This window comes from Streptococcus caledonicus, assembly GCF_042656225.1.
GTDB lineage: Bacteria > Bacillota > Bacilli > Lactobacillales > Streptococcaceae > Streptococcus > Streptococcus caledonicus.
On sequence record NZ_JBHSOJ010000023.1, the window covers coordinates 15,515 to 39,749 of the forward strand.

A 24,235-nucleotide genomic window follows, 5' to 3' on the forward strand; every position below is an offset into this window, starting at 1 on the left:
ATCAAGCTCTTTTTCTCTATATTATTTGAAAAGAAAAGGAAGGTCTCTAAAGAATGATTGATAAGACAAAAGTGGTTTATCAAATCTATCCAAAATCTTATAAAGACACAACTGGAAATGGTGTTGGTGATTTACGCGGTATTATTGAAAAAATACCCTATCTTGCTGAACTTGGCATTGACATGATCTGGCTCAATCCTTTTTATCCTAGCCCACAACGTGATAACGGATATGATGTTTCAGATTATACAGCTGTTAATCCAGATTTTGGTACTATGGCAGATTTTGAAGAAATGATAGCTGTTGGTAAAGAATATGGTATTGACTTTATGTTAGATATGGTGTTGAACCACTGTTCAACAGAGCATGAGTGGTTTCAAAAGGCTCTAGCTGGAGATAAGTACTATCAAGATTTCTTTATTCTACGTGATGAACCAACAGACTGGCTATCAAAATTTGGTGGTAATGCATGGGCACCATTTGGCGATACAGGAAAATATTACTTGCATCTTTTCGATGTGACTCAGGCGGATCTTAACTGGCGCAATCCAGCTGTTCGTGAAGAACTTTTTAAAGTCGTTAACTTTTGGAAGGCAAAAGGAGTTAAAGGATTCCGTTTTGATGTGATTAACTTGATTGGTAAAGATGAAGTATTGGAAGACTGTCCAATTAATGATGGTAAACCAGCCTATACAGACCGTCCAATCAACCATAACTACTTACACATGCTCAATCAAGCCAGCTTTGGACAGGATCCAAGCTTTATGACTGTAGGAGAAATGTCAGCAACAACAGTTGAAAATTGTATTCTCTATACTGCACCAGAGCGTGAAGAATTGTCAATGGCCTTTAATTTCCACCATCTTAAAGTAGATTATGAAAATGGTCAAAAATGGACTATCAAAGCCTTTGATTTCGAAGAATTGCGCAGCCTTTTCCATACATGGGGAGAAGGAATGAGTCAAGGAAACGGTTGGAATGCCTTATTTTATAACAATCACGACCAACCGCGTGCTCTTAATCGCTTTGTCAATGTTAAAAACTTCCGTGAAGAAGGAGCGACGATGCTAGCTGCTAGCATTCATCTGTCTCGAGGAACACCCTACATCTACATGGGAGAAGAAATTGGAATGTTAGATCCTGATTTTGAAAGCATGGCGGATTATGTTGATGTGGAAAGCCTCAATGCTTATCAAATCATGCTTGATGAAGGAAAAAGCCCAGACGAAGCTTTTAAAGTTATTACTGTAAAATCGCGTGATAATTCTCGGACACCGATGCAATGGGACGCCACAGCTAATGCAGGATTTACGACTGGGACACCGTGGCTCAAAGCAGGTAAATCATATCCTCAAATCAATGTAGAAGCTGAAAAAAATGGAAAAATTTTCCCATTCTATCAGAAACTCATTCAATTACGTAAGCAGTTATCAATTATTGCTGAAGGTGACTACAAAGCAGCTTATCAAGACCACCAGCAAGTCTACGCCTTTGAGCGTGAATTGGATGGACAGAAGTTGTTGGTATTAAACAATTTCTACGCTGATGAAGTGACTTTAGATTTACCAGAAGTGTATCAATCAGGTAACGTCTTAATCAGCAACTATGACGATGTTAAAGTTGGAGAAAAAATCACACTTAAAGCTTACCAAACAGTGGCTGTTTTGGTGGGGGGATAGATAGCAATAAATGAAAAACAGTACATTATTGTTTCGTTAAATACAATAATGTACTGTTTTTGTTTTATATTTTTATAGAAACTATCCATCGTCTAGTTTATTTGAATAATAGCTAAGTTAGTCATTTTTAATCCATTTTTAGACTTCAAACCAAAATGATTAAGTGATTTTAAACAAAAATTTAGAAACTTAGCTAATAGCAATAAAAGATGGTTAGATTCGAAGAATATTATCCAAATAATTTCATTAAGGCTGAAGCGGTAATGACTAAGACAAAGAAATAACTAATAGTCATAGAAATTTGCAATAAACGAGGTGCTTTAAAACCTGTGTGCACATCTTTACGCCAAATCATTAAAGTGACAAACAATCCTGCAACTGGTGTAGCAATTGCGGTTGCTACATTTGCTAAAAAGATAAGTTCGGTAGGAGAACCATTATAAGTAAAGCAAATAGCGCATGCAAAGGCTAAGCAAATAAAACATCCCCAACGAATAATTTTACATTCTAAAGAAACATCTTTATTTAAACCTGCGCTTAGTAAAACCATACCACGTTGAGTATTGCCTAAAAGTGAGGAAAATCCGGCGCCGAGAAGTGCTATCCCCATGACAAATTTAGCAAAATTTCCGAGGAATGGAACAAGTAAGTCTGCTAATTGAGCAGGTGCCTTGATTGCAATATGTTGAGGATTAAGTACAATTGCACCCACTAAAATAATAGCTCCAGATATCAAGACAACAGTTACTACATGGGCAATGGCATCCCAGAACATGGCTCCATTAAAAAGATCCTCTTTTTTCCATTTCTTTTCAGCGCCAAGATAGGTTCCGTAAATTCCAGCTGTAACGGCTGCATTGGTGGAAATATAAGCAAGAGCTGTAGTAAGGCTCCCTTTAGGTAGGCTCCAAGTTGTCAATCCTTTGCCCATTTCTACCCAATTAGGACCTCCTGTGGCGAATAAAGTAGCGTAAAACGCAAGAATCATTCCTAAAATACAGAGTAAAATCCCTTTTTCAACTTTTGAATATACTCCTTTGCTGAAGTAACAGTAAAGGAGTACTGCTAACATAATAAGTGCTCCAAGTTTCCAATCTATGCCAAACATGAGAGTCATACCGGCTCCAGTACCGCTAATGTTACCTAAAGTGAAGAACAAACAAGATAGGAAAAGAGCGATACCAACAAATGTTGAAGCAAAACCACCATAGTAATGTCTAATGGCGTGTAAAATTGGACGACCGGTTAACATAGAAATTCGGTAAGAGGTCAACATAAATGTTGTTCCCATGAAAATAATAGGAATGATGAGCCATAAGAGTTGATATCCATAACTAGCACCTAGCATAGCTGATGTTGTTATATTACCAGGGCCGATAACAACCCCTGTAAGAATAATTCCTGGTCCAATACGTTTTAAAATGTCACGAAAAGAGAGTTTTTTAACTGATTTGATGTCGAAAGGAGTATCCTGTGACATAAGACCACCTCATTTCGTGATAACTAATTTGTAAATTGAGACATATCAACTTCTGGTAAATTACTACGCTCTAATCCAAGTTTAATCCAGTCTTTTTCTTCTTGGTTCAACGGAAGAACAGGTTTTCTCATTAGTCCAGAACTAAAGATACCACGTTGTACCAAAGCTTCTTTCAAACGAGCGTGAGCTTCACCAGAAGGTTGGCCTCCGCCATAGATTGCTTGAGAAATGTGGTAAATACGATCTGACCAGTCTTGAGCTTCTTTCAAAGTGTGTTTATCAGGGTTTGCAAAAACTTTACGTGCTGGGCAGATGATTTCTGGAACACATCCTGCAAAGCCAATAAGAGCTCCGTCCATACCAGGGAACCAACTTACACACAAAGTTTCATCATGACAGGTAATGAGTGAGATGTCAGGGCATTCTTGACGAAGAAGACGGACATCATGTTCATAAATAGAAGTCACACGAGTACCCATCTTGATACATTTGACGTGATCGATTTCTTGACACATTTTAATCAAAGTTTCAACTGGATAGAATGCCTTACTTGTAGCAGGATAGAGGTGAATGATGATATCAATATCAGCACCTTCAGCTACATCTTTAACATATTCAAATGGGGCATCTGCGTGCATACCAAAGCGAAGCCACATATGAGGAGGCATTAGAAGAATACCATCTGCGCCTGCTTCTTTAGCTTCTTTAGCCATCTCAATAGACTCAGCTGTATTTTCGCAGTTTACACCAGAAATGATTGTCATAACATCGCCACATTCTTCAGCACAAATTTCAACGATACGTTTACGTTCTGCGCGTGTTAGGCCAGTGATTTCACCGGTATGACCATTACATACTAAACCGTCCATTCCTTTTCCATAAAATGTTTTAATCCAGCGAAGGTAAGCACGGAATTCTGGTTCGTTGATAGAGTAGTCATCGTTGAGTGGAACAGAAACAGCAGGGAAGATTGTTTTGAAATTTTTTACTTTAGCCATGATAGTGACTCCTTTATAATAATTTTAAATTTTGTACAAACGTTTGTTTACCAAAATGAGTATATTCTTTTTAGAAAACGCTGTCAATAGGTTTTTATTTTCTGCAAAAAATTGTATAAATTCAACGATTTCAACTCTTTGTGATGAAATAATTATTGAAATTATTTTTTTTAAAATATATAATCAATGTAGATAAACAAACGATTGTAGAAAGTAGTGAGGAAATGGCTACATTAAAAGATGTTGCTAAATTAGCATGTGTTGATGTTAGTACGGTTTCAAGAGCATTAAATAATTCTGCCTATGTACATCCAGAAACGAAAGCAAGAATATTGGAAGCGGTTAAGGAGTTAAGTTATCAACCCAATATATTAGCTAAAGGTCTGCGTCAAGGGAAAAGAAATACGATAGGTGTTTTGGTACCTCACCTGCATATGACAATTTTTGCAGAAGTTACCCAAGGAATTGAAGAAATGGCAACAAAAGAAGGGTTTGCTACTTTATTGTGTCATACGGAAGATTCTGCAAGTTTAGAAAAAGAATGTTTAAACCGATTGAGAAATGGCTTTGTTGATGGTGTTATTATTGCGGCGACTGGGCATAACAAAAAATTGGTTAGAGATATTCAAGCAAGTGGTTTACCAGTGATGCAGGTTATACGCAAAGTAGATGCTGATATCAGTAGTGTTACCGTTGATTATGAAACAAGTACCCAAGAAGCGGTTGCTTATTTTGCCAATAAAGGTTGTTCTCATATTGGTCTAATAAACGGAAGTATGAGTTTAGCTCCATATGCAGAACGATACAAAGGATATAAAAAGGAGTTGAAGTCTAGAAATCTTAAAGAAACAACGGCAGGGTTTGATCAACCTGTTAATACAATGGCTTATGGATATGATTGCACTAAGGCTTTGTTGCAACAAAATCCAGAGTTGGATGCGATTGTTGCTGCTGTTGATACGCAAGGAATAGGAGCGTTGAGGGCGTTGAAAGAGGCGGGTAAACGAGTCCCAGAAGATATCAAATTGATGAGTTTGACTGGACAAGAAGTAGGGGCAATGCTTGAAACTTCTATGACAGCCATGGAGATTCCCGCAAAAGAAATAGGTGCAAAAGCAGCGCAATTACTTATAGAGGAGATTCAAAATCCTCATAATTATCCTGTTGGAGCAAAGCATCTCATTTATAATTCAATATTGGTAGAGAGAGAAAGTACATGAGGGATTTTATGATGAATCGTTTACATCATGTTGCTATTGGAACAAAGAAGTATGACTGGTATGTTGAGGTTTTTAGCAACTTATTTGAAATGGAGAAAGAAAAGTCAGTAAATATTGAAGGTAAGAGAAAGATTTGGTTTAAACAAGGTATTCAAATTAACGAAGTTGTTGATAGTAGTCAACTAAATGGGAAATTAGATCATATTGCTTTAATGGTTAGTAATATTGAGAAGTTAGTTGGTGATGCGAAAAGTTATGGCATTCAGAAAATGGAACAGTCAGGGTATTGGCTACAATTTCCAGATGGTTTAAGTATTGAATGTTTTGAGAGAAAAGAAGGTTGACTTTAGCTTCTAATTTCTAAACGAGAAGCAGATGGTCTCTACAATCCAACTTCAGGTGCTGGTGTCGAAAAATAGAGTGACTTAGACTCATTGATTTTTTCAATGAGTTTTTTTGATTCCCCTAACCGCTCACCAGTCAATTTCAACCACTTAGCGCAGATTTGCCCACAAGCATGGAAGTTTTTGATAAGATAAGAGCATGAAAGATATCTTTTAAGAACGATGTGGGGGAAGTTATGAAGTGGCAATTTAAAGAGAAAAATATAGAGGAACTTGAGGTGACCTTATCAAAAGCTACTTATGATGAAGAAGTTGCGGATATGGTAAATTATTTGGAAAAATTTGGCGTTCAAACAAGAGAGATTCTACCTATAAAAACACCGGACAGGATTAAGTTAGTCAAGCAAACTGACATTATAGTGATTGAAGTGGATGGTCCACAATTGGTTATTGAAACTTTAGAAGGTCGACTATTGACAACAGATAGACTCTACCGATTTAAAGAACGTTTATCCAGTGAAGACATGATACAAGTATCAAAGCAAAGTATCATCAATATTCAGCATTTGATGAGTCTAGAGGCATCTTTTTCTGGAAACATGCTGGCGCTGATGACTAAGAAACTTAAAGTGAGTGTCAGTAGAAGATATTTAAAAGACTTAGAAAAACGATTAGGATTGAGGTAAGGAAAATGAAAAAAATAGTAAATGATATGGTAGTAGGATTAGGAATCGGCTCATTCTCTTATATGCTGGCACTTATCAGTGTTCAAGAAGTTAATGCTAAAATGATTGTGAGTATTTTGGTAATGAGTGCTCTGATAGGTCTCACTGCTATGGTTTATGAGCAAGAGAGAATCAAGGAAAATTATCGCGGCTTACTCCACATGATGCTGGTCTGTGGATTGGTAGCAGGAATGTTGGCATTTAATAGTCTGTTTAATTGGCTTGCAATTGCCATGACGGCAGTCATTTATATCCTTGTCTTTTTAACAGGACGTTATGTAATGAAGTAGGGGGACCATATGAAAAAAACAATAGTTTATTTGATTAGTGGTATTGGAATTGGTCAGGTAGTTTATCTAGCGATGATTCTGTTGATGGGGGTGGCTACTCAAAAGGGTTCTCAAATGGTGGTTGTAACAGCCTGTTCAAGCTTGATGGGACTTTCTAGTTATGTTTATGAATTGAAAATAGCACCACGTTTACGACAGCTTTTACACCTTAGCCTCATTTTTTTATGGGTAAGTCTTATGATGACTTTAAATGGTTGGTTTACAGAAGTTAACTTTCTATTTTTCTTTATCGAGTTTTTAGTGATTTATCTTGTTATCAGCTTTGTCATTTTTCAATACGAAAAGCAACAAACAAGAAGAATCAACCTAAAACTCAGCGAATTACGGAAATAGTTCTTGACAAGGAAGGCAAATTTTTATAGAATATTATGGTATGTTTAGTAACTGATATCACACTAGCCGGCTAAACGAATACGAAAATCTATGAGGAGGTATTCATTGTGAAACGTACATATCAACCAAGTAAAATCCGTCGTCAACGTAAACACGGATTCCGTCACCGTATGTCAACTAAAAACGGACGTCGTGTGCTTGCAGCTCGTCGTCGTAAAGGACGCAAAGTATTGTCAGCTTAATTAAAGTGAACAATGATTATAAGAAAAAGACTTAGAGTGCTCGAGACTCTAGGTCTTTTATTTTTTAGAAATCCATGACATTTTGTAAACTGTAATTGACAAAAAATCATATAAAAGTATGAGTAAGATGAAAAATATCAGAAGACAAGGAGAAATTGTTATGGCTAAACATAAACAAAATATCGTTAAAACTCAGTTGCTATTTATTTTAGTAGTAGGGTAATGGCACTTGTTGCCTTTGTTAGTGCTGTAAAATCAGATGAGCCTATTTTTAGAGTGATTTACTGGGTTAGTTTTCTTTTGCTGGTTATATTGTTTTTCTTATTAATCTGGGGCTTAAAATTTGCTAGGAAGTTTCAAGAGAAATTGGACAAGGGAGATTTTGAAGATAAGGAAGTACAAAAAATGTAGAACTTCCCTGTCTATGATGAACGTCAGAAACAATTTGTTCTCAAAAGTTATCAATACGGCTTTACCTTTACCATTTTTAGTGCCTGGTTTGGTTTGTTGCTGACACGCATGTTACCACATTTATTTTTGCCGTTCTTTTGGTTTATTTTCATCTTTGGTGGACTTGCGGTTAATGTTACCTATGCAATGTTAACAGGAGCTCACCCCTCGGTTGATCCCCGTTTTGAAAAACAGGGCTATATTTTGAGAATCTTACTCTTGCTATTTTCACTCATTGCTATCTGCATATCGATGATGTTGGAAATGATTACTAAAGGTTTAGTTTGGACAGAATTTTTCTCATATGGTGGCAGTGGGTCAATGCTCATTTTAGGATTATCACTATTTGCAATGGGAAGTTCAATCACTTATCGTCGCTATCTTGATAAACGAGAGGAGGAAGACTGATGTCATTTCTTTGGATGTTTATAGTTTTTGTTCTCTTGCCTGGCATTTGGAGAGTATTAGAGCTGTTTAGCGCATTTGATAAGCACCAACGATATTATCAATTAAAGTGCTATCAATGGCAATTGCAGGTGTTTTTGCTATTGCAACGGTGTTATTCCTTGTAGAAGAATGTCCTAATTGACTTGACTTTAGAAATAGTCTCTTTCTGATTATGGTTGGCGGTGTCATTCCTTTTACCGTCTACAGTATTTGGCATGATGCCTATTTTGAAGCACGGAAAAAGCCGTGGGAAGAAGTGAGTTATTTTCTAGTGATTCTTTTGATTGAGTTTTTATCATGGAAGGTTATTTTAAGTGAGCATTTTGAGTTAAAAGATAGCCTTTCCGTTATTATACAGGCGATTTGGATTGGTGTTGTTGGTTTGACAACTTTGGTCAAATTGATTGTGCGCTATTTTTAGAATAAAGAATGAAGAAAAATTTACGTTTAAAGGAGCTAGGATTGTGAAGGTTTTATCCTAGCAGGCATTAGCAGATTTAGTAGGCGTTTCTCATCAGACCATCAATGCCATTGAAAAGGGAGCTTACAATCCAACTATCAATTTATGTATTATTATTTGTAAGGTTTTAGATGTGACATTAGACCAGCTTTTTTGGCCAGAAGAATAGATTTTGAAAAGGTTTTCTTTGTTTTGGTATCAACCTTTTATAAAATTGTCAAAACTGTATCAAATTTTCTGAAAATTGTTGCTAAAGGTAGGCCTTTTTGGTATAATAAGCACGACTAAAAAAAGGAAAGAAGAGAAATGGCAAATCTACTTGAAAAAACGCGTAAAATTACCGCTATCTTGCAACGCTCTATTGACAGCTTAGAAGATGAACTTCCTTATAATGCAATGGCGGCTCAGTTAGCAGATATCATTGATTGTAATGCCTGTATCATTGACGGAAGTGGTAACTTACTTGGTTATTCTCTGAAATACAAGACTAATAACGACCGAACGGAAGAGTTTTTTGAAAATCGTATTTTTCCGGAGGACTATGTAAGAGCTGCTAGCCGTGTTTATGATACTGAGGCTAATATTCCTGTTGATAATGTTCTTACCATCTTCCCTGTTGAATCGAAAGATATTTATCCAGATGGTTTGACAACATTTGCCCCAATCTACGGTGGGGGGATGCGACTAGGTTCATTGGTTATATGGCGTAATGACAAGGCTTTTGAAGAAGATGATTTGGTCTTGGTTGAAATGGCAGCAACAGTAGTTGGTATTCAACTTGTGAACCTTCAGAATGAAAATCTTGAGGAAAAAATTCGTAAGCAGACAGCCATTAATATGGCGATTAATACCTTATCTTATTCAGAAATGCGTGCAGTAGCGGCAATCCTAGCGGAACTTAATGGCAGCGAGGGACGATTAACGGCCTCTGTTATTGCGGATCGCATTGGCATTACTCGTTCAGTGATTGTTAATGCCCTTCGAAAATTAGAATCGGCTGGTATCATTGAAAGTCGCTCACTTGGTATGAAAGGGACGTACCTCAAAGTAATTAATGAAGGCATTTTTGAAAAAGTTAAAGGATATGAGTAAAGCTCAAACAATAAAATGAAACAGAAAGAAGTTGGGAAATTCTCAGCTTTTTTCTGCCAATAAGGAGATTTTATGAAAAAAGCGCTGATTTCAATTGATTATACTTATGATTTTGTAGCGGATGATGGGAAGTTGACCGCTGGAAAACCCGCTCAAGTGATTTCTGAGCGCATTGCACAAGTCACTAAGGAAGCATATGACAATGGTGACTATATTTTCTTTACAATTGATCGCCACGACGAGGGAGATATGTTTCATCCTGAGACAAAGCTGTTTCCACCCCACAATATTGCTGGGACTTCTGGCCGCGACTTATTTGGTCCTTTAGCTGATTTTTATGTTAATAGCAAAGCAGACTCGAGAGTGTTTTGGATGGACAAACGTCATTATTCCGCGTTTGCTGGGACTGACTTGGATATCCGCTTGCGCGAACGTCAAGTGAAAACAGTTGTTTTAACAGGTGTTCTCAGTGATATTTGTGTTCTTCATACTGCTGTTGATGCCTATAATTTAGGTTACGAGATTGAAATTATTAGCTCTGCCATTGCCTCAACAACAGAAGAAGCACACCAATTTGCTCTTAGTCACTTTAAAAATGTTCTAGGTGCAACAATTTTAGACTAAATGAAAACTGCCCTCCTAATAATTGGAGAGGCAGCTTTTTACTGAACTTGTGATTTGATATAGCGTCCAGGTAAACTAGACCCGAGCCAGTTTCCTACTAGAAAGCTAAGGCTGTTTGCAATAATATCTCCAATGTCAAAATAACCTAGAGAAAAATGATACTGAGTCCATTCGACTCCTAAAATGAAGATGAGAAAGAAAAAGCTGTGTTTTAAGTTTGGTTTAAATAATAAGCCTAAAGGAATAAACATGATAAGATTGAGAAATACTGTAATTCTATCATAGTATAAATCTTGAAGGCTAACAGAAATAGAGAGATTAAAGCCACTTAATCCGATATTTTTACCAAATAATCCAAAAATAAGGGCAAATGTATAAATGGTATAGATAATGATGAGAGACGTTTTTTTGAGTTCTTTGGCATAGATTGGTCGAATAAGAAAAAAGAGACAGGTTGTAATTAAGGTCACAACAAAGGGGGTTGTGAGAAAGTCTGGAATAGGAAGTCGCCCTTGTGCAAAAAGGCGTACAGCATACCAGTAGAAATATCTAGTAAATACTTTGTAACCGATGAACCACAGACTTAGAAATAGTAGTGTATCTAATAAGAATACCCCTAATTTTTTCATGTTCCACCTCTCTTTGATTAATGTTGTGATTTTAAAAGTGATGTGTCCATTATATCAAAATATCACGTCTAGGTGGAAACAGGGAGATGATGGTAGTGAGGTTAATCGGTTTCTTTTTTGTGAAGGTATTGAGTTCACCGGCCTTTTGTTTAAAAGTAAGCTGATAAATTACTAATATATGAGTGGTAGTTATGGCTACCTTTCAAGTTGTCTAAAATAATATGTTGAAACATATTTGGACACTAGATTTAAAAATGTATCCAAATTTAGTGAAAATATGAAAAAGTTACAAAAAAGTATTGACAGACTGGGTGACTCTCTGCTATAATTTATTATGTTGCCGAGCGGGGATGGCGGAATTGGCAGACGCGCAGGACTAAGGATCCTGTGGCCGCTTTAGGCCGTGTGGGTTCAAGTCCCACTCTCCGCAGAATAAACCAGTCTTAGGACTGGCTTTTTAAATTTTTGTTGATAAAAGAAACCTATCGCTCCGATAGGTTTTTAATATTATACAAAGTCATGTCGTCGTGGTATCATAGTCTTATTATCTTTAGGAGGATTAACATGAAAAAATTAACTTTAGGAATCGTTGCATTCGCATCAGCAGTTTTGCTTGCAGCCTGTGGTTCAAATGAAAAAACAGAAAAAGCTGCAGATAAGGCTGAATCAAGTAAGGAGAAAATTGTTCTTGCAACTGTAGGGACAACAAAACCATTCTCATTTGAAAAAGATGGTAACTTGACTGGTTACGATGTTGAAGTTGCAAAAGCTGTCTTTGAGGGTTCTGACAAGTACGAAGTAGAATACAAAAAAACAGCTTGGTCATCAATTTTTACGGGACTTGATGCTGGTAAATTCCAAATGGCTGGTAATAACTTCTCTTACAGTGAAGAACGTGCAGCTAAATACCTTTACTCAGCTCCAACAGCGACTAACCCACTTGTACTTGCTGTAAATAAAGATAGTGGTATCAAATCAATCAAAGATATCGCAGGTAAAAAGACTCAGGTTGTTGCAGGGACATCAACTGCCTCAATGCTTGAAAAATACAATCAAGCAAGTGCTGATAAAGCAACTGAAATCAACTACACTAACGAAGACATTACACAAATGTTGACAAGTGTTGATGGTGGTAAATTTGACTACAAGATTTTTGAAACACAATCTGTGAAAACTATCATTGAAGATCAAGGCCTTAACAATATTGAATTGATTGAATTTGATGCTGCAGACCTTGGTGCAGATACAAATCCATACGTTTACTTCATCTTTGCGGATGGTCAAGACGACTTGCAAAAATTTGTAAACACACGTATCGTTGAGTTGTACGAAGATGGCACACTTGAAAAATTGTCTAATGAATTCCTTGGTGGAACTTACCTGCCAGAAGAAAAAGACGTTAAAGAAGCAAAATAAACAGGAAAAAGGATATCGCTTGACAGTCTGATTAAGCTTTGGTATCCTAAAAATAGAAAAAAGCGTTGAGCTGGAACTCATCGCCAACAGGACCGCTTTGCGGTGGTTCAATTTGACGAATTAAAAATAACCGTCCGACTGTTCAAAGCTTGCTGACGGTTATTTTTTGTCTATAATTGCTAAAATGATGATAATGATTAGTCCTATCACATCTACAAGTAAACTTGCAAAAGCGATGACAATCATTAAGTCACTAGCTGACAAAAGCGTTCCTCCTCTCTGTAAGATTTTGTGACTATCTTCATAGGCACCACCTCCGTTCAGAAACTTAGAACCACCGTCAAAACTTTCCTGTCACTTAATCATTCGTCAAATAAAGAAAATTGTTGTTTTGACTACCATTTTCTTGAAGAATCTTAAAAATCAAAAAGGGTGAGAAGCTGAGCTTTCTTGTCCTTTTTGATATAATGAAACTATGTTATTACACCAATCAATTGCAACGCTCAAAGGTTTTGGTCCCAAGTCTGCGGAAAAGTTTCAAAAGCTTGGTCTTTATACCATCGAGGATTTGTTGCTTTATTACCCTTTTCGTTATGAAGACTTTAAGAGTAAGTCTGTTTTTGAGTTACTGGATGGCGAAAAAGCTGTTATTACAGGGACAGTCGTTACGCCAGCCAATGTCCAGTACTACGGTTTTAAGCGGAACCGTCTTTCCTTTAAGATAAAGCAGGGCGAAGCCGTTGTTGCTGTTTCGTTTTTCAATCAGCCTTACCTTGCTGATAAAATTGATCTTGGGACTGAGGTAGCTATTTTTGGGAAATGGGAAGAGAAAAAGTCTGCGGTGATGGGGATGAAGATTTTGGCTCAGGTGGAAGATGACATGCAGCCAGTCTATCATGTTGCCCAAGGAATCTCGCAGACTGCTCTTGTCAAAGCTATTAAAGCAGCTTTTGAGAGAGGTGCCTTAGAAGAAATTAAAGAGAATCTACCAGATGTTTTTCTGATGAATTATCGTCTACTGGGACGCCAGGAAGCGGTGCGTGCCATGCATTTTCCCAAAGATTTGGCAGAATACAAACAGGCTCTACGTCGCATCAAATTTGAAGAACTCTTTTATTTCCAAATGCGTTTACAGCTTTTAAAGGTAGAAAACAAATCTGAGACAAATGGACTAGCTATTTCCTATGACAAGCAGAAAGTGGCTGATAAGATTGCTGCTCTGCCATTTCCCTTAACCAAAGCTCAGGAACGGAGTTTGTCTGAAATTTTAGCTGATATGGCATCAGGTGCCCATATGAATCGTCTCTTGCAGGGAGATGTGGGGTCTGGTAAGACCGTTATTGCTAGTCTTGCCATGTACGCTGCTCATACGGCTGGACTTCAGTCTGCTCTTATGGTTCCAACAGAGATTTTAGCCGAGCAACATTTTGAGAGCTTAACCAATTTATTTCCAGAGCTCAATGTCGCTCTTTTGACCTCTGGGATGAAAGCGGCAGTGAAAAAGGCGGCTCTAGCTGGTATTGCGGACGGTTCAGTGGAGATGATTGTGGGGACGCACTCGCTGATTCAGGACGCTGTGACCTACCACAATCTTGGTTTAGTTATCACTGATGAACAGCACCGCTTTGGGGTCAATCAGCGCCGTGTTTTCCGTGAAAAGGGTAACAATCCTGATGTACTCATGATGACAGCAACGCCAATTCCCAGAACCCTTGCCATTACAGCCTTTGGAGAGATGGATGTGTCCATCATTGATGAACTCCCTGCTGGGCGCAAGCCTATTGTCACCAGATGGGTCAAGCACCAGCAATTAGAGACGGTTTTGGACTGGTTAAAAGGTGAATTAGCCAAAGGTTCTCAAGCCTACTTTATCTCTCCTCTTATCGAGGAATCCGAGGCGATGGATTTGAAAAATGCAGTAGCTCTGCATGAAGAATTAACGGCTTATTTTAGTGATACCGCCACAGTCGCCCTTATGCACGGTCGGATGAAAAATGACGATAAAGACCAAATCATGCAGGACTTTAAAGCTAAAAAGTCACAAATTTTAGTATCAACGACCGTCATCGAAGTAGGGGTTAACGTTCCCAATGCTACAGTTATGGTCATTATGGATGCCGATCGTTTTGGGCTCAGTCAACTTCATCAGCTGCGCGGACGTGTCGGACGTGGCGATAAGCAGTCCTACTGTGTTTTAGTGGCCAATCCTAAAAATGAAGTCGGTAAAAAGAGGATGTCTGCCATGGTTGAGACGACTGACGGTTTTGTCTTGGCAGAAGAGGACCTCAAAATGCGTGGCTCAGGTGAAATCTTTGGGACACGTCAATCAGGTATTCCAGAATTTAAAACGGCTGATATTGTAGAAGACTATCACATTTTAGAAGAAGCCAGACGCGTCGCCTCGGAAATCGTCACCGATAAGAACTGGAAACAAGATACTCGCTGGGTAGCTATTGTTGAGCATATTGATACCAAAGGAGAGTTTGATTAGTGGTTGTAAAATTAGGGTTTAAGAGATAGGATGAATATGAGATAAGTAGTATAAACAACTTGTTAGAAGGGAGGCTTTTTGATAAATCAAGTTGTTTGCGATTAAATAATGAAAATCAGAAAAGAAAGGTGTATATTATAAAGAAAATATTTATGTTGCTAGCTTGTTGCTCATGCTTATTAGCTACTAATTCTATGGTATCTGCTAATGTGACTGATTCAATGTCGTCAGTAGGTAAGGGTGTTCCAGTATCTGAAGAGCAACTTTCTCATATTGATGAGCAAACCGACATCGCTGTAAAATATTTAGTCTTTGATGGTGATAGAATTTATTTTGATCTATCACTGATGAAATCTCAGAGGAAGCTTTAGATATTGGATTAACAATTGAAACGGTCAGCGAAGATTATACAAATGGAACATTTAAACCTTCTAATTATTTTAGAGCTGTATCACTTCCTATTTACGGTAATTATTGTGGTCCAGGTCATACTGGTAATAATTTTACTTTACCAACTATTGATTTATTGGATTGGGGGTGCAAGCAACATGATGAATGTTATAAACCTTGATCTCCTGGACAAAATTGTGCGTGTAATAGACAATTAGTTGAATTTATTAGAGTTAATCAACGTTGGATGCCTGAATCGGCACTTGGAATAGCTAACGCAATAAAAGTTTATTTTGAGACAGTGGGGCTTATAGGATGTTAAAAAGTATCAAAAAAATCGCTGATGATTATTTCGTACTAATTATCGGTATACCAATCCTTATGTGGTTATCTTTAGCTTTTGTTCCAAATCAATGGCTAGGTCAAAATTATTTTATTAGTAATACTTTACTTCTTAATGTATTTCCATTATATGGAATATGTTTAGTGATATTATCATTAGTATGTAAAAAAATAAAATATTTTTTATTTGGTCTACTATTCTTGTTTGCGTTCTTTGTAACGATGGCTTTAGGTTACTTATTTTTAGGTGGTTAACTCAATATTTAAAATAATAAAGAGGTTGGGATATTTTTTCTCAGCCTTTTTAGCTATTACGGCTTATTTTTTTGAAAAACTTTCAAAAAACAGGAAAAAGATTGGCAAACGGTTTCAAAAAATGATAAAATGATGAAAACTAATTGGGGAAAGGATACATTTAGCGTGGGACCTGTCAAAAAATCAATTACGATGAAAGATGTTGCTAAGTTAGCTGGAGTTAGCGTGGGAACAGTTTCGCGTGTGATTAATAATGAAAATGGAATTAAAGAGTTAACCTTAACAAAAGTTAAATCTGCTATTGAAGAGCTCAATTATATTCCAGATGCCTATGCGCGTGGCATGAAAAAAAATAAGACTGAGACAGTTGCCTTGATTATTCCAACAATTTGGCATCCATTTTTTGCTGAGTTTGCTTACTATGTAGAAAATGAGCTGAGCAACCAGAATTATAAAATGTTGCTCTGCAATATTTCCGGGTCCAAAAAGGAAATTGAATACATCACCATGCTCCAGCAAAATAAGGTGGATGGGATTATTGCGATTACTTATAGCCCAATCGAAGATTATTTAACGACCAATATTCCATTTGTGAGTATTGACCGTACTTATGACAATAAAAACATTGCCTGCGTGACTTCTGATAATAAGGCGGGTGGTCGTTTAGCTGCAAAAATATTACTTGAAAAAGGGTGTCAGCAGTTAGCTTTTATTGGTGGGCATAATCAGACGACCAATGAAACCAAAAATCGTCACAGATATTTTAAGCAGTTCCTTGAAGAGTTAGGAAAAAACTGTCATGTTTTAGACTATGATGAGGATATGGGAGATACCAAAGAACAAGTTAGAGATTTTTTGGAAGAGCATCCGGCTATTGATGGCATTTTCACGATTAATGACTTCTTGGCATTAGACGTTATCGAAATTTTAAGACAATTGGGTAAACGTGTCCCAGAAGATGTTCAGGTGATTGGGTATGACGGAATTCGTTTAGCGATGGAACGAAAAAATCCAGTGAGTACGATTAAGCAACCTTTGGAGGATATGGCTAAAGAAGCTGTTCAAATTTTGCTAAGTATTATAGATGGTGTGCCCCATAAGGTGCAGTCTGTGTTACCGATTTCTTTTATGGAAGGGCCTACGACAAAAAATTAATTTTTTATAAAATCTGTTGACAGAAATCGCTTACAATGATAAGATATTACTGTAATCAAATGATGCAATTTTTATTTAACAAAAAATGAAACGTTTCAAAGGTTTTTGGAGACAAAGACCTCCATCTATTTTTTAAAAAATGAAACGTTTCAAAAAGGAGGACCTATGGCTGTTGCTAGTGCTAAAAATACTGGTTTATGGGAACGCATTAAGCGTCAACGTTTCTTGCTCTTGATGCTTTTACCAGGACTTTTACTAACCTTTATCTTTCGCTATATCCCTATGTATGGGGTCTTAATTGCCTTTAAAGATTTTAACCCATTAAAAGGTGTTATGGGGAGTGATTGGGTAGGTTTTACAGAGTTCACTAAATTTCTCTCTTCACCAAACTTTATGGTTCTTTTGGGAAATACCTTGAAATTAAGTGTTTATGGGCTTATTTTAGGATTTTTCCCGCCAATTATCCTTGCCATTATGCTTAACCTATTGATTAGTGATAAGGCTAAGAAACGTATTCAGCTTATCCTATACGCACCAAACTTTATCTCAGTTATTGTTATTGTCGGTATGATTTTCCTTTTCTTCTCAGCAGAGGGACCTGTAAATGGAATCCTCGCGCACTTTGGCCTTAAGACAAACTTTATGACAGAACCAGATTACTTCAGACCATTATATATCTTTAGTGGTATTTGGCAAGGTATGGGGTGGGCTTCAACACTTTACACAGCGACTTTGGTCAATGTAGATACGTCGCTGATTGAAGCAGCACAGCTTGATGGGGCCAATATTTTCCAACGTATCCGTCACATTGATTTACCAGCCTTGAAACCAATTATTGTTATCCAATTTATCTTGGCAGCTGGTAATATTATGAGTGTTGGATACGAAAAAGCTTTCTTGATGCAGACTAGCTTGAACTTAACCGCTTCTGAAATCATTTCAACTTATGTATACAAGGTCGGCCTTGTTTCAGGGGATTACTCATACTCAACAGCGGTTGGTTTGTTTAACTCAGTGATTAACATGATTCTACTCTTCTCTGTTAATAAAATTGTTGAACACCTAAATGATGGTGAGGGACTCTAGGAGGTTACTATGAATACAAAATTATATACCGACTTCGACAGAAAAATTTTATTCCTTAATAAAATTTTAATTGCAGGTTTGGTTTTGATTACAGTTGTACCGATGGCCTACATTCTAGTAGCTTCCTTTATGGATTCACAGGTGTTAGCTATTAAAGGTATTAGTTTTAATCCAGATGATTGGACTGTTCAAGGTTATCAAAAAGTTTTTGGTGATGGTTCTATCTTACGAGGTTTTATCAACTCACTCATTTACTCAACAGGTTTTGCTTTTTTGACGGTAGCCATTTCAGTTTTGACGGCGTATCCGTTGTCACGTAAGGACTTGGTTGGTCGAAAATGGATTAATTACTTCCTTATCTTTACCATGTTCTTTGGTGGTGGCTTAGTTCCAACTTACTTGCTCATTAAAAATTTGGGTATGCTAAACACTGTCTGGGCGATTATCGTTCCAGGTGCGGTCAATGTTTGGAATATCATCTTAGCTAGAACTTACTTCCAAGGGATTCCTGAAGAATTGGTAGAGGCAGCGGTTATTGATGGTGCCAATGATTTCCAAATCTTTGTAAAAATTATGTTGCCACTAGCAAAACCAATCATGTTTGTTCTTTTTCTTTATGCCTTTGTAGGACAATGGAATTCTTATTTCGATGCCATGATTTACATCAAGGATCCAAATCTTGCACCGCTTCAATTGGTTCTTCGCAATATTTTGATTCAAAATGAAGTCAGTGCCAATATGATTGGTGCGCAGGCAGCTATGAATGAATTGAAGAAAATTGCTGAAATGGTAAAATATGCAACTATCATCATTTCAAGTCTCCCATTGATTGTAATGTACCCATTCTTCCAAAAATACTTCGATAAAGGTATTATGGCTGGTTCACTCAAAGGGTAATCCCTTCTCAAATCGTTATTATTTTATATAGAAAAACATAAAGGAGTTTTCTCATGAAAAACAAATGGATGACACGTTCAATGCTCGTTGTTACGACAGTCGCAACAAGTTTAGCTCTTACAGCTTGTGGTTCTAAAGATTCAGCAGCGAGTCCAGACTACAAATTGGAAAATGTCAAATTCCCACTTAAAGACAAAGTAACCCTAAAATTCATCACAGGTAGCTCAACTTTGGCACCAGAAGACCCTAATGACAAATTGATTTTCCAACGCATGGAAGAACAAACAGGTGTTCACATCGAATGGACTAACTACCAAGCAGACTTTGCTGAAAAACGTAATTTGGACATCTCATCTGGAGATCTACCAGATGCGATTCACAACGATGGTGCTTCTGACGTTGAGTTGATGTCTTGGGCAAAACAAGGAGTCATCGTTCCAGTTGAAGATTTGATTGACAAGTACATGCCAAATCTTAAGAAAATCTTGGATGAGCACCCAGAATACCGTTCACTAATCACAGCACCAGATGGGCACATCTATTCGTTCCCATGGATTGAAGAACTTGGTGAAGGTAAAGAATCCATTCACAGTGTTAACGACATGGCTTGGATTAACACTGACTGGTTGAAAAAATTAAATCTTCCAATGCCACAGACAACAGACGAGTTGATAAAAGTTCTTGAAGCCTTTAAAACACAAGACCCTAACGGTAATGGCAAAGCTGATGAAATTCCGATGTCATTCATCAACAATGGTGGTAACGAAGACTTCAAGCTTCTCTTTGGTGCCTTTGGTGAAGGGGACAATGATGACCACCTTATCGTAACAAATGATGGCAAAGCTGACTTTACGGCTGATAATGACAGCTACAAAGAAGGTGTGAAATTCATGCGTAGCCTTTATGAAAAAGGACTTCTCGATACAGAAGCTTTCGAACAAAACTGGAACAGCTATATTGCTAAAGGTGGCGAAAACCAATACGGGGTTTACTTCACTTGGGATAAGGCTAATGTTTCTGGTATGAATGATAGCTATGATGTCCTTCCAGTTCTCGCAGGTCCAAGCGGTAAGAAAAATGTCACTCGTACAAATAATATCGGTTTCTCCCGTGACCGTATGGTGATTACAAGTGCTAACCAAAACTTAGAATTGACTGCTAAATGGATTGATGAACAATATGCACCAGTGCAATCAGTTCAAAACAACTGGGGTACTTATGGTGATGATAAACAACAAAATATCTTTGAATTTGATGAAGCAACACAAAGTTTGAAACACTTGCCACTTGAAGGTACAGCGCCAGCTGAACTTCGTCAAAAAACAGAGGTTGGTGGACCACTTGCTATTTTAGATAGCTACTATGGTAAAGTAACGACTAAACCAGACGATGCTGCATGGCGTTTAGATTTGATTAAAGAACACTACGTGCCATACATGAGTAATGACATGATTTACCCACGTGTCTTTATGAAAGAAGAGGACTTGGATAAATTAGCACAAGTTGAAGCTGACATGATGGATTTTGTCGCTCGTAAACGTGCAGAATGGATTACTAAAGGTGGCGTTGAAGCAGAATGGGATAGCTATAAGGCTGAGCTTGAAAAATATGGTCTTTCAGACTGGTTGAAAATCAAACAAGACTACCTTGATAACTACCTTAAATCACAGGAGTAAGTTATGACAGAACGTTTTACTGTGGAAAGAGCCAATACTTATATTAAAGCGCCTACTGAGGCTCTCGACACAACTTTTAAACCCGAAAAACATTTTTCAGCACCGATTGGTTGGATTAATGACCCGAATGGATTTGTTTATTTCCGTGGGGAGTATCACCTCTTTTACCAATTTTACCCTTACGACAGTGTATGGGGACCAATGCATTGGGGACATGCCAAGTCAAAAGATTTGATTAATTGGGAGCATTTACCAGTTGCTTTAGCACCAGATCAAGATTACGATAAGGATGGCTGTTTCTCAGGCTCTGCTATTGTCAAAGACAATACTCTTTGGTTGATGTACACAGGTCATAATGTGGATCCAGATGGAAGTGTTCGTCAGATTCAAAATATGGCTTATTCAACTGACGGTGTGACCTTTACTAAGATTAAAGAAAATCCAGTGGCGACTGGAGATATTCTACCAGACGAGTTGGTAGCAGCAGATTTCCGTGACCCTAAACTTTTTGAAAAAGATGGTCGTTACTATTCAGTAGTTGCTGCTAAGCATAAGGATAATGTAGGAGCCATTGTCCTACTGGGGTCAGATGATTTGGTGAACTGGAACTTTGAATCCATCTTTCTTAAAGGTGAAGCTGACCAAGGCTTTATGTGGGAATGCCCAGATTACTTTAACTTAGATGCTCAGGATGTTCTTGTCTTTTCTCCAATGGGCTATCCAAAGGCAGGTAATAACTTTGCCAACCTGAATTCATCTGTGGCCGTTCTTGGTACAGTTGATTGGGAAACCAAAACCTTCACCTTAGAATCTGTTCAAGAAATTGATCATGGACATGACTTCTACGCTCCACAAAGCCTCGAGGATGGTCAAGGACGTCGCATTATGATTGGTTGGGAGCACACATGGGGACGTACGGTTATTCCACATGAGTTGCGCCACAGCTGGGCAGGTAGCATGAGCCTTCCTCGTCAACTGACTCTTGTTGATGGACGAGTGAAGCAGACGGTTCTTTCAGAAAGCATAGCGGAGCTTCCAAAAGTAGCTTTGGGAGATGTGGTGGCAGGAGCTGGCTACATTGATCTCTCATTAGAAGCTAGCCGTCATTTCCGACTCGGCTCAGCAGAAGACTTTGTGACCTTTGGTTATGATGCTGATAAAGTAGAAGTCTACATCGACCGTAGCAAATTGGCTTATCAGTTAGTTGGTGAAGAAAAATGGGAGACTACTCGCCGAGCAGTAACAGTGAAAGCAAAACGATTGCAAGTTGTGATTGATAAGAACTCACTTGAAATATTTGTCAATGATGGACAAGAAAGTTTGACCAGCGTTGTGTACCTTACACAAGAAAAACGACTAGAAGAGTTGTAATAAGAAGAAACCCTAGGATTCAATGAAGAGTCCTAGGGTTTTTATACTTTAGAATAGAGATTTAGTTGTTCATGAGGGCAAGAGGTCTTAAAGATGAAACCGATAAGTTGAATAGCATAATTGTAGTTATATTAAAACACCTTCTCTTATCTTTTTATAGCTATTTAGATTCCATATTTAGTATTGTATTTTTATGAGTACCTATCCTAAGATTGTGTGGAGACCTAAAAGGTCTGGGAGATCTTTTGAGGAGGGAAATGTATTGCAACTGAGACAATTTATCTTATAAGAGAGCTTGCTATTAAAAATAACTGAGCATATTATAAAGGTTTGTTCTGAGGTTTCTTAGAGGGAGGGGATTAATTATTAAAAAACTCAAATTCACATCAATCAAAAAGTACTAGCGCTGAGTCAACAGTTCTAGTACTTTATTAAAATTAAAAAATAAAGTGAATTTAAAAATCAATACTTATAGAGTTCGACCAAGTAACAGCTTGGTGTTTCAGGTAAGGTAAAACGCATTTTTTCATCACCATTGAGTATGCGACCTTTTTGCCATTCTTTATTGATAAATTGTCCTTCGCTGAGCTCGATAATGTCAACTTGGACATTTTCACCAGATTTTGGTGAGAAAGTAATCGTTGACATCATACCAAAAACGATGAATTTATTTTCAGTTAATTCAATGATTCCTCCTGAAGCGATTGGCTTACTATCTTGACGAGGTGCGTAGGCAATAAGAGCGTTATAATGTTGAAGGCTAATCAATTTACCATAATCGTGTTCATGGCGTTTAATAAAACAATGACGCTTATCTGATGATTCTAAAAGAAATGGTTTTAAACTTTCTACTAATTCATAACTTTTTGATAAGAATTTAGCACTATCTTTAATATCAAATGCAGAAGGATCAATATTTAGAGCTTGCATAACAGCCATTGGAGGCATGTCAACACTTTCTGGAGGCAATGTGATTTCTTCAATTCCAAATGGTGAATAACAAATTGCATTGTGTTGAGCGAAGGCATATAAACAATACGAAGCTGTAGTGGCATCTTTTCGAACTTCTGGTATGACTAGAGGATTATCGGCAGTCGCATATTCATCAATAACTTGGGCAACATAAGGCACATAAATATCTGGAGCTAGTGTAAATAGACTAGGAGCTATTGCTTTCCAAATAGGATGTGTTTCAACTACTGGGCCACCGCTTGGATAGGTACCAGGAGACCAAGGGTATTGACGTAGCCAAGCATTTGCATAAAATGGTAATGGATATTCAGCTTTGCCGGCTTGTGCAATAGTTTCAACAGCTTTAGCGTAATGATAAGCCATAAAAAATTCTGGAGCATTTTCACCAAAAGCTTCTTTCCAAGTTCCAGTTACCGACAAATGTTTCCCTAAATCAGTCGGAATAGGTGCATTAAATTGATCGTTAGCAATCTTACTATAATCACGATCAGTACCTAGAAGACCAATTTCATTTTCAATTTGGATCATAAGGACAGTTGAGTCGTTTTTATCCACCTCTTTAATATGAGCCATCAAGTGTCTAAAAGCTAGTGCATCTCGTTCAACGGCAACTTGACACAGTGGTGAGATACTGTTTAATCTCTTACCGCTAACAGTTTCAGCGCGGAAATAAAGATTAGCATCCTTTTTCATCCAGGATGGAACATACATGCTTTCTGCATTTTTCCATAAGCCAAACCATAGAAAAATGAGATGCATACCATTCTCTCTTGCTTGGTTGATTACACCATCAACTAAGCCGAAATCAAACTTTCCAAGTTCAGGTTCAAGACATTCCCAATATATTGGGACAATGACGGTATTCATGTTTAAGCCTCTTAGATTGGTCCAAACATCATTTTCCATGTAAGCTAAATTGCTAGCGCTGGAATTGTGTATTTCTCCAGCATAGCAAAAGAAAGGTTCGCCTTTTACAAATAAAGTATGGTGACCGTTGTGTAATTTTATTTCTGGAATCATTTTGTGAATCCCCTTTCATTATTCTTGTTTATTATTATAAAGTGGTTGACAAACTTGGTAAATCGTAATATATTTTTGTTTATAAAAAAAT

The 24,235-nt window shown here is 37.5% G+C and carries 25 protein-coding genes, 1 tRNA gene and 1 pseudogene; 23 read left to right on the forward strand and 4 right to left on the reverse strand.

Annotation, left to right across the window (positions count from 1 at the left end; genetic code table 11):
• The first annotated feature begins 53 nt into the window (after positions 1 to 53).
• Entirely contained in the window at positions 54 to 1,679 is a 1,626-nt protein-coding gene (treC, locus tag ACFPQ3_RS08565; protein WP_156805993.1) for an alpha,alpha-phosphotrehalase, read from the forward strand.
• A gap of 229 nt (positions 1,680 to 1,908) precedes the next feature.
• On the opposite strand, the gene ACFPQ3_RS08570 is transcribed toward treC, so the two are convergent.
• Positions 1,909 to 3,159 (reverse strand): Nramp family divalent metal transporter, encoded by a 1,251-nt coding sequence (locus tag ACFPQ3_RS08570; RefSeq protein ID WP_156805994.1) that lies wholly within the window; start codon positions 3,157 to 3,159, stop codon positions 1,909 to 1,911.
• A gap of 23 nt (positions 3,160 to 3,182) precedes the next feature.
• Positions 3,183 to 4,157 carry a dihydrodipicolinate synthase family protein gene (locus ACFPQ3_RS08575; protein ID WP_156805995.1) on the reverse strand — a complete coding sequence of 325 codons (975 nt, stop codon included), beginning with the start codon at positions 4,155 to 4,157 and terminating at the stop codon, positions 3,183 to 3,185.
• Positions 4,158 to 4,312: 155 nt separating this feature from the next.
• Between ACFPQ3_RS08575 and ACFPQ3_RS08580 the strand changes: the two genes are divergently transcribed.
• From ACFPQ3_RS08580 to ACFPQ3_RS08635, 12 genes and pseudogenes are all read left to right on the forward strand, one after another.
• Positions 4,313 to 5,377: a LacI family DNA-binding transcriptional regulator gene (locus ACFPQ3_RS08580; RefSeq protein WP_232323203.1), complete on the forward strand. Its 1,065-nt coding sequence runs from the start codon at positions 4,313 to 4,315 to the stop codon at positions 5,375 to 5,377.
• Between the two features lie 8 nt (positions 5,378 to 5,385).
• Positions 5,386 to 5,721 carry a VOC family protein gene (locus ACFPQ3_RS08585; RefSeq protein WP_156805996.1) on the forward strand — a complete coding sequence of 112 codons (336 nt, stop codon included), beginning with the start codon at positions 5,386 to 5,388 and terminating at the stop codon, positions 5,719 to 5,721.
• Positions 5,722 to 5,957: 236 nt separating this feature from the next.
• Positions 5,958 to 6,407 (forward strand): LytTR family DNA-binding domain-containing protein, encoded by a 450-nt coding sequence (locus tag ACFPQ3_RS08590; protein ID WP_156805997.1) that lies wholly within the window; start codon positions 5,958 to 5,960, stop codon positions 6,405 to 6,407.
• Between the two features lie 5 nt (positions 6,408 to 6,412).
• Positions 6,413 to 6,736: a DUF3021 family protein gene (locus ACFPQ3_RS08595; RefSeq protein ID WP_156805998.1), complete on the forward strand. Its 324-nt coding sequence runs from the start codon at positions 6,413 to 6,415 to the stop codon at positions 6,734 to 6,736.
• Between the two features lie 9 nt (positions 6,737 to 6,745).
• A complete protein-coding gene (locus tag ACFPQ3_RS08600; RefSeq protein WP_156805999.1) occupies positions 6,746 to 7,129 on the forward strand; it encodes a DUF3021 domain-containing protein in 384 nt (127 codons plus the stop codon).
• 107 nt (positions 7,130 to 7,236) lie between these two features.
• Entirely contained in the window at positions 7,237 to 7,371 is a 135-nt protein-coding gene (rpmH, locus tag ACFPQ3_RS08605; RefSeq protein ID WP_002885866.1) for a 50S ribosomal protein L34, read from the forward strand.
• Positions 7,372 to 7,593: 222 nt separating this feature from the next.
• Positions 7,594 to 7,782 carry a hypothetical protein gene (locus ACFPQ3_RS08610; RefSeq protein WP_156806000.1) on the forward strand — a complete coding sequence of 63 codons (189 nt, stop codon included), beginning with the start codon at positions 7,594 to 7,596 and terminating at the stop codon, positions 7,780 to 7,782.
• Positions 7,783 to 7,890: 108 nt separating this feature from the next.
• Entirely contained in the window at positions 7,891 to 8,229 is a 339-nt protein-coding gene (locus ACFPQ3_RS08615; protein WP_156806001.1) for a hypothetical protein, read from the forward strand.
• Between the two features lie 211 nt (positions 8,230 to 8,440).
• Positions 8,441 to 8,689 (forward strand): hypothetical protein, encoded by a 249-nt coding sequence (locus ACFPQ3_RS08620; protein ID WP_156806002.1) that lies wholly within the window; start codon positions 8,441 to 8,443, stop codon positions 8,687 to 8,689.
• 8 nt (positions 8,690 to 8,697) lie between these two features.
• Positions 8,698 to 8,897 (forward strand): annotated as a pseudogene (locus ACFPQ3_RS08625) (helix-turn-helix transcriptional regulator).
• A 137-nt stretch (positions 8,898 to 9,034) separates the two neighbouring features.
• Positions 9,035 to 9,820, forward strand: coding sequence for a GTP-sensing pleiotropic transcriptional regulator CodY (gene codY, locus ACFPQ3_RS08630; RefSeq protein WP_156806003.1), 786 nt, complete (start codon positions 9,035 to 9,037; stop codon positions 9,818 to 9,820).
• 72 nt (positions 9,821 to 9,892) lie between these two features.
• Positions 9,893 to 10,444: a cysteine hydrolase family protein gene (locus ACFPQ3_RS08635; protein WP_156806004.1), complete on the forward strand. Its 552-nt coding sequence runs from the start codon at positions 9,893 to 9,895 to the stop codon at positions 10,442 to 10,444.
• A 38-nt stretch (positions 10,445 to 10,482) separates the two neighbouring features.
• Here ACFPQ3_RS08635 and ACFPQ3_RS08640 read toward each other — a convergent pair whose 3' ends face one another.
• On the reverse strand, positions 10,483 to 11,073 hold the full coding sequence (locus ACFPQ3_RS08640) for a VanZ family protein (protein ID WP_156806005.1): 591 nt from the start codon (positions 11,071 to 11,073) through the stop codon (positions 10,483 to 10,485).
• Positions 11,074 to 11,417: 344 nt separating this feature from the next.
• Between ACFPQ3_RS08640 and ACFPQ3_RS08645 the strand changes: the two genes are divergently transcribed.
• The 10 genes from ACFPQ3_RS08645 (at position 11,418) to ACFPQ3_RS08690 (ending at position 22,152) form a co-directional block, all read left to right on the forward strand.
• Positions 11,418 to 11,503, forward strand: a tRNA-Leu gene (locus ACFPQ3_RS08645).
• A gap of 134 nt (positions 11,504 to 11,637) precedes the next feature.
• Positions 11,638 to 12,489, forward strand: coding sequence for a transporter substrate-binding domain-containing protein (locus tag ACFPQ3_RS08650; RefSeq protein ID WP_156806006.1), 852 nt, complete (start codon positions 11,638 to 11,640; stop codon positions 12,487 to 12,489).
• Positions 12,490 to 12,964: 475 nt separating this feature from the next.
• Positions 12,965 to 14,980, forward strand: coding sequence for an ATP-dependent DNA helicase RecG (gene recG, locus ACFPQ3_RS08655; RefSeq protein WP_156806007.1), 2,016 nt, complete (start codon positions 12,965 to 12,967; stop codon positions 14,978 to 14,980).
• A 152-nt stretch (positions 14,981 to 15,132) separates the two neighbouring features.
• On the forward strand, positions 15,133 to 15,351 hold the full coding sequence (locus ACFPQ3_RS08660) for a hypothetical protein (RefSeq protein ID WP_156806008.1): 219 nt from the start codon (positions 15,133 to 15,135) through the stop codon (positions 15,349 to 15,351).
• A gap of 334 nt (positions 15,352 to 15,685) precedes the next feature.
• Positions 15,686 to 15,967, forward strand: a complete 282-nt coding sequence (locus tag ACFPQ3_RS08665) for a hypothetical protein (protein WP_156806009.1) — start codon at positions 15,686 to 15,688, stop codon at positions 15,965 to 15,967.
• Positions 15,968 to 16,099: 132 nt separating this feature from the next.
• Positions 16,100 to 17,122, forward strand: a complete 1,023-nt coding sequence (locus ACFPQ3_RS08670) for a LacI family DNA-binding transcriptional regulator (protein WP_156806010.1) — start codon at positions 16,100 to 16,102, stop codon at positions 17,120 to 17,122.
• Positions 17,123 to 17,287: 165 nt separating this feature from the next.
• Positions 17,288 to 18,208 carry an ABC transporter permease gene (locus ACFPQ3_RS08675; RefSeq protein WP_156806011.1) on the forward strand — a complete coding sequence of 307 codons (921 nt, stop codon included), beginning with the start codon at positions 17,288 to 17,290 and terminating at the stop codon, positions 18,206 to 18,208.
• A 9-nt stretch (positions 18,209 to 18,217) separates the two neighbouring features.
• Positions 18,218 to 19,105 (forward strand): carbohydrate ABC transporter permease, encoded by an 888-nt coding sequence (locus ACFPQ3_RS08680; RefSeq protein WP_156806012.1) that lies wholly within the window; start codon positions 18,218 to 18,220, stop codon positions 19,103 to 19,105.
• A 68-nt stretch (positions 19,106 to 19,173) separates the two neighbouring features.
• Positions 19,174 to 20,781: an ABC transporter substrate-binding protein gene (locus tag ACFPQ3_RS08685; protein WP_156806064.1), complete on the forward strand. Its 1,608-nt coding sequence runs from the start codon at positions 19,174 to 19,176 to the stop codon at positions 20,779 to 20,781.
• 3 nt (positions 20,782 to 20,784) lie between these two features.
• A complete protein-coding gene (locus ACFPQ3_RS08690) occupies positions 20,785 to 22,152 on the forward strand; it encodes a glycoside hydrolase family 32 protein (protein WP_156806013.1) in 1,368 nt (455 codons plus the stop codon).
• Positions 22,153 to 22,614: 462 nt separating this feature from the next.
• Here the strand turns inward: ACFPQ3_RS08690 and ACFPQ3_RS08695 are convergent, their stop codons facing one another.
• Positions 22,615 to 24,144, reverse strand: coding sequence for a DUF5597 domain-containing protein (locus ACFPQ3_RS08695; protein WP_156806014.1), 1,530 nt, complete (start codon positions 24,142 to 24,144; stop codon positions 22,615 to 22,617).
• Positions 24,145 to 24,235 lie beyond the last annotated feature (91 nt).

Coding starts and splice junctions, on each gene's coding strand:
- treC (WP_156805993.1), top strand. CDS start 54: ATGATTGATAAGACAAAAGTGGTTTATCAAATCTATCCAAAATCTTAT.
- ACFPQ3_RS08570 (WP_156805994.1), bottom strand. CDS start 3,159: ATGTCACAGGATACTCCTTTCGACATCAAATCAGTTAAAAAACTCTCT.
- ACFPQ3_RS08575 (WP_156805995.1), bottom strand. CDS start 4,157: ATGGCTAAAGTAAAAAATTTCAAAACAATCTTCCCTGCTGTTTCTGTT.
- ACFPQ3_RS08585 (WP_156805996.1), top strand. CDS start 5,386: ATGATGAATCGTTTACATCATGTTGCTATTGGAACAAAGAAGTATGAC.
- ACFPQ3_RS08590 (WP_156805997.1), top strand. CDS start 5,958: ATGAAGTGGCAATTTAAAGAGAAAAATATAGAGGAACTTGAGGTGACC.
- ACFPQ3_RS08595 (WP_156805998.1), top strand. CDS start 6,413: ATGAAAAAAATAGTAAATGATATGGTAGTAGGATTAGGAATCGGCTCA.
- ACFPQ3_RS08600 (WP_156805999.1), top strand. CDS start 6,746: ATGAAAAAAACAATAGTTTATTTGATTAGTGGTATTGGAATTGGTCAG.
- ACFPQ3_RS08610 (WP_156806000.1), top strand. CDS start 7,594: ATGGCACTTGTTGCCTTTGTTAGTGCTGTAAAATCAGATGAGCCTATT.
- ACFPQ3_RS08615 (WP_156806001.1), top strand. CDS start 7,891: ATGTTACCACATTTATTTTTGCCGTTCTTTTGGTTTATTTTCATCTTT.
- ACFPQ3_RS08620 (WP_156806002.1), top strand. CDS start 8,441: ATGGTTGGCGGTGTCATTCCTTTTACCGTCTACAGTATTTGGCATGAT.
- codY (WP_156806003.1), top strand. CDS start 9,035: ATGGCAAATCTACTTGAAAAAACGCGTAAAATTACCGCTATCTTGCAA.
- ACFPQ3_RS08635 (WP_156806004.1), top strand. CDS start 9,893: ATGAAAAAAGCGCTGATTTCAATTGATTATACTTATGATTTTGTAGCG.
- ACFPQ3_RS08640 (WP_156806005.1), bottom strand. CDS start 11,073: ATGAAAAAATTAGGGGTATTCTTATTAGATACACTACTATTTCTAAGT.
- ACFPQ3_RS08650 (WP_156806006.1), top strand. CDS start 11,638: ATGAAAAAATTAACTTTAGGAATCGTTGCATTCGCATCAGCAGTTTTG.
- recG (WP_156806007.1), top strand. CDS start 12,965: ATGTTATTACACCAATCAATTGCAACGCTCAAAGGTTTTGGTCCCAAG.
- ACFPQ3_RS08660 (WP_156806008.1), top strand. CDS start 15,133: ATGTTGCTAGCTTGTTGCTCATGCTTATTAGCTACTAATTCTATGGTA.
- ACFPQ3_RS08665 (WP_156806009.1), top strand. CDS start 15,686: ATGTTAAAAAGTATCAAAAAAATCGCTGATGATTATTTCGTACTAATT.
- ACFPQ3_RS08670 (WP_156806010.1), top strand. CDS start 16,100: ATGAAAACTAATTGGGGAAAGGATACATTTAGCGTGGGACCTGTCAAA.
- ACFPQ3_RS08675 (WP_156806011.1), top strand. CDS start 17,288: ATGGCTGTTGCTAGTGCTAAAAATACTGGTTTATGGGAACGCATTAAG.
- ACFPQ3_RS08680 (WP_156806012.1), top strand. CDS start 18,218: ATGAATACAAAATTATATACCGACTTCGACAGAAAAATTTTATTCCTT.
- ACFPQ3_RS08685 (WP_156806064.1), top strand. CDS start 19,174: ATGACACGTTCAATGCTCGTTGTTACGACAGTCGCAACAAGTTTAGCT.
- ACFPQ3_RS08690 (WP_156806013.1), top strand. CDS start 20,785: ATGACAGAACGTTTTACTGTGGAAAGAGCCAATACTTATATTAAAGCG.
- ACFPQ3_RS08695 (WP_156806014.1), bottom strand. CDS start 24,144: ATGATTCCAGAAATAAAATTACACAACGGTCACCATACTTTATTTGTA.